The following is a 5,191-nucleotide window of genomic DNA, read 5'->3' on the forward strand; positions in this document are numbered from 1 at the left end:
GAAAGCGAAGCGAACCTTGACTACTGAATGATTAACTCTTTATTTTTTTAAAAGCCAATAAGCACATAAAAAATAGGATCAATGATTTTACTCATCAACCCTATAAATTATAGAACCATTTTTTGTGTGGTTTTCAAAATATTTTAAATAAAATATAGCCATTTTTTTGATATTTTCATAATATAGTAGTATAATTTATGTCGTATTCAAAGAATGGAGGATGAAAAATGAAAGAAAAAATGAAACATTGCTCAGTAAATGTTATTGGACTATTAATAACATTACTGACAATTTGTGGTATAGCCACATTTGCCAGCTATTTACAAGCGAATAGTATTGTGAAAGCAACAGAAGAAAGCCATGATCACTACCAAGATTCATGGTTATCAAATATTGATTCGGCGGTTGAAGAAATTGATCAGCCAACATTACCAGCAGGAGCAAGTGCGACCTATAAAATGTTCACTCTACCAGCTGGAATTGAAATTGATCCAACCGAGAATCGTCAAACCTTCTATATTATGGATGTGTCTGGTAAGTACAAGGATTATGTAGATGAAGCTACTGGGAATAAAACTTTCCCGAAGGCATACATTACTTTATCTGTCGACATTGTGAATAATATGGTCGATGAAACAAAAGTATATGCACGTTTAGTAGAAAAAGACTCACATAATGTACTTGATACTTTAGTCTTAACAAAAGACAGCAAACAAGTTGGCTTTGACTTAATCAATGCTCACTTAGCAGATTTTCAACCTAAAGGAGGACCTAAAGGAGATTGGCGTTTATTCTTTAGTTTTGAGAATACTTCTACAATGACTTTTATTAATATTAGTGGTGGTGTTCCAGGTGCTTCAACAGTTATTTATGATATCGTTGCAGATACTAAAGGAAGAATTGGAACACAAGGAAAAGTTGAACAACAATCAGAGACTTTATGGAAAGCTCTTATTCCAAAATTAATTACTATGAAAACAAGATATATGTTAGCAGATGTTGAAAATCCTACTTTTGATTTATCAAATAAAGAAAAGTATGAAAATCGTCAATTTGATGAAAAAATGTTTGTTCAAGGTAATTTTAATGGAATTTTAGGTGATGCGTATACACCAATGGAAAAACGTAACTTTAAAGGTTATGAATTATTTAAAGAAACGAATGCACAACCATTAGTAGGTGATGAGTATAAAGTGGGAGAATATTACTGGAATACTGCATGGGCTCCATATGGTCTTAAAGAATTAACTAAAGTAACCGATATTACTGGTAGTGGTTCTATAGAAGTATATACGGTTAATCCATTTACAAATGTTGAACTAATTGGTGACCAAGAAACTGGATATTATGCTATCAAAGAAGATAAAATTAAAACAGTTTATCCTAAGTTTTTTGATACAAGTCATGATAATTCTGAAGAATTCTTAGAAGTATATCAAACACCAGTCATTACCCCAGGAGAATATAATACTTTTATTGATTCACCTGAAACAGCTAATAAAAATGTTCAATTCAAAACAGACCCTAATGATCAATGGGTAATGAGTAAGAAAGAATGGGATTTTGCAGCAGCTTACCCAGTTACTTATAATGGTAAAGTGTGGGCGATGGGAACAAATGAATCAAATAAAAATGAGACTAGTGCTACAAAAGTTCCAGTTTATCGTACTAAATCAGTTGATCAAAAGATTGTCGCTGCTACTACAACAAACCCACCATTAATGAATAATGGTTTCTATAGTAAGAATACACAAATAGAATCAGACGAAGAAGTATTAACAGCTAATTTTGTGATGCCATGGAGAAAAAATCCAGATGGCATTGACGGAAAAGAAGGCATCGGTGGAACAAAATTAGTTGCAGGGAATAAAGGTTGGATGGATCCAGTCGTTTATCCAAAAGGTTTCAACAAACGTTTCGGTCAAAAATCTGTACCATTAAAAAATGAACTAATTCCGCACGAACCTAAAGTATATTATTATGTACCGCAAGGAAAAGTTTTCGTTCAATATAAAGACGAAGATGGAAATACTATTAAAGAACAACAAACAGTGATTGAAGAACAAAATTCAGGTACTGACTATAATGCTGGTGGATCATTCCAATTACCGACAATTGTAACTGAAGACGGTACTATTTATGAAATAACACCAAAAGTAGAGTATTCATCACAAAGATTAAAAGATATCGATACTCCAATCGGAACAGCAACAGAACCAGAAGATGGAACAGATAAAATTACTGGTAAAGTTATTGCAGCAACTAATCAAATAATTACTTATATTTATAAAAAAGTACCAGCTACAATGACTATCCAAAAATCAGTAACAAAAATTACTGACACAAATGATAATGAATACGAAGATCAAAAATACCATACAGTTGGCGACAAAATCTATTATGCCTTTGAAGTAACAAATACTGGTAAAGCTACAATTAATGAAGTTACTTTCAACGATGAATTATTAGGCATGACAGATCAAAAAGTCACAGTTACAATTGAGCCTGGTAAATCATATACTTATCAAGTAGAATCTCCATATATCATTACTCAAAAAGATTTACAAAATGCAAAAGGTAAAATTATTAATGTCGTAAAAGCTACAGCAACTACACCTAATGGAGGAAAAGTTCCTGAAGTTTCATCAGAAACAGAAACTCCGGTAGAATCAAACCCAGCTATCAAGCTAGAAAAAACAGCTGATAAAACAAACTTAGTTGTAGGTGAAACAGTTACTTATACATTTACAGTAACAAATACAGGTAATGTAACCTTAACAGACGTAACAGTAACTGATGACAAATTAATTCCAGCAACAATTACATTAGAAACAACAACACTAGCACCAAGTGAAACAACAACTGGTACTGGAACATATGTGGTAACACAAGCTGATGTTGACAATGTCAAATTAGTGAACACAGCAAAAGTAACTGGATTACCACCAGTAACACCAGAAAACCCAACTCCTACACCAGTAGAAGATGAGGACGACAACACTATTACAACTACAACTAACCCATCAATCAAGCTAGAAAAAACAGCTGATAAAACAAACTTAGTTGTAGGCGAAACAGTAACTTACACATTCACTGTCACAAATACAGGTAATGTAACCTTAACTGATGTAACTGTAACGGATGATAAATTAACGCCAGCTACAATTACATTAGAAACAACAACACTAGCACCAGGCGAAACAACAACTGGAACAGGAACATATGTGGTAACACAAGCTGACGTTGACAATGTCAAATTAGTGAACACAGCAAAAGTAACTGGATTACCTCCAGTAACACCAGAAAACCCAACTCCTACACCAGTAGAAGATGAGGACGACAACACTATTACAACTACAACTAACCCATCAATCAAGCTAGAAAAAACAGCTGATAAAACAAACTTAGTTGTAGGTGAAACAGTTACTTATACATTTACAGTAACAAATACAGGTAATGTAACCTTAACAGACGTAACAGTAACTGATGATAAATTAACACCAGCAACAATTACTCTAGAAAAAACAACTCTAGCACCAGGTGAAACAACAACTGGTTCAGGTACATATGTCGTTACACAAGCAGATGTTGACCAAACAAAAGTCATTAACACAGCAAAAGTAACTGGATTACCACCAGTAACACCAGAAAACCCAACTCCTACACCAGTAGAGAGCGAAGATCAAAACATTATTTCTAATACAAGTAACCCAGCTATCAAGCTAGAAAAAACAGCTGATAAAACAAACTTAGTTGTAGGCGAAACAGTAACTTACACATTTACTGTCACAAATACAGGTAATGTAACCTTAACTGATGTAACTGTAACGGATGATAAATTAACACCAGCAACAATTACATTAGAAAAAACAACTCTAGCACCAGGTGAAACAACAACTGGAACAGGAACATATGTGGTAACACAAGCTGACGTTGACAATGTCAAATTAGTGAACACAGCAAAAGTAACTGGATTACCACCAGTAACACCAGAAAACCCAACTCCTACACCAGTAGAGAGCGAAGATCAAAACATTATTTCTAATACAAGTAACCCAGCTATCAAGCTAGAAAAAACAGCTGATAAAACAAACTTAGTTGTAGGCGAAACAGTAACTTACACATTCACTGTCACAAATACAGGTAATGTAACCTTAACTAATGTAACTGTAACGGATGATAAATTAACTCCATCTACTATTACATTAGAAACAACAACACTAGCACCAGGTGAAACAACAACTGGTACTGGAACATATGTTGTAACACAAGCAGATGTTGACCAAACAAAAGTCATTAACACAGCAAAAGTAACTGGACTACCACCAGTAACACCAGAAAATCCAACTCCTACACCAGTAGAGAGCGAAGATCAAAACATTATTTCTAATACAAGTAACCCAGCTATCAAGCTAGAAAAAACAGCTGATAAAACAAACTTAGTTGTAGGCGAAACAGTAACATATACATTCACTGTCACAAATACAGGTAATGTAACCTTAACAGACGTAACACTAACTGATGATAAATTAACTCCATCTACTATTACATTAGAAACAACAACACTAGCACCAGGTGAAACAACAACTGGTACTGGAACATATGTGGTAACACAAGCTGACGTTGACAATGTCAAATTAGTGAACACAGCAAAAGTAACTGGATTACCACCAGTAACACCAGAAAACCCAACTCCTACACCAGTAGAGAGCGAAGATCAAAACATTATTTCTAATACAAGTAACCCAGCTATCAAGCTAGAAAAAACAGCTGATAAAACAAACTTAGTTGTAGGCGAAACAGTAACATATACATTCACTGTCACAAATACAGGTAATGTAACCTTAACAGACGTAACACTAACTGATGATAAATTAACACCAGCAACAATTACTCTAGAAAAAACAACACTAGCACCAGGTGAAAAAACAACTGGTTCAGGTACATATGTCGTTACACAAGCAGATGTTGACCAAACAAAAGTCATTAACACAGCAAAAGTAACTGGATTACCACCAGTAACACCAGAAAATCCAACTCCTACACCAGTAGAGAGCGAAGATCAAAACATTATTTCTAATACAAGTAACCCAGCTATCAAGCTAGAAAAAACAGCTGATAAAACAAACTTAGTTGTAGGTGAAACAGTTACTTATACATTTACAGTAACAAATACAGGTAATGTAACCTT

1 protein-coding gene is annotated in these 5,191 nt (G+C 34.1%); it reads left to right on the plus strand.

The features are described from left to right. Positions 1-227: 227 nt before the first annotated feature. The coding region (locus tag BMX09_RS09470; protein WP_143054414.1) for a DUF7507 domain-containing protein at positions 228-5,191 on the plus strand (4,964 nt) is incomplete at its 3' end.

Origin of the sequence: Granulicatella balaenopterae (genome assembly GCF_900111135.1) — a bacterium.
Classification (GTDB): domain Bacteria; phylum Bacillota; class Bacilli; order Lactobacillales; family Aerococcaceae; genus Granulicatella; species Granulicatella balaenopterae.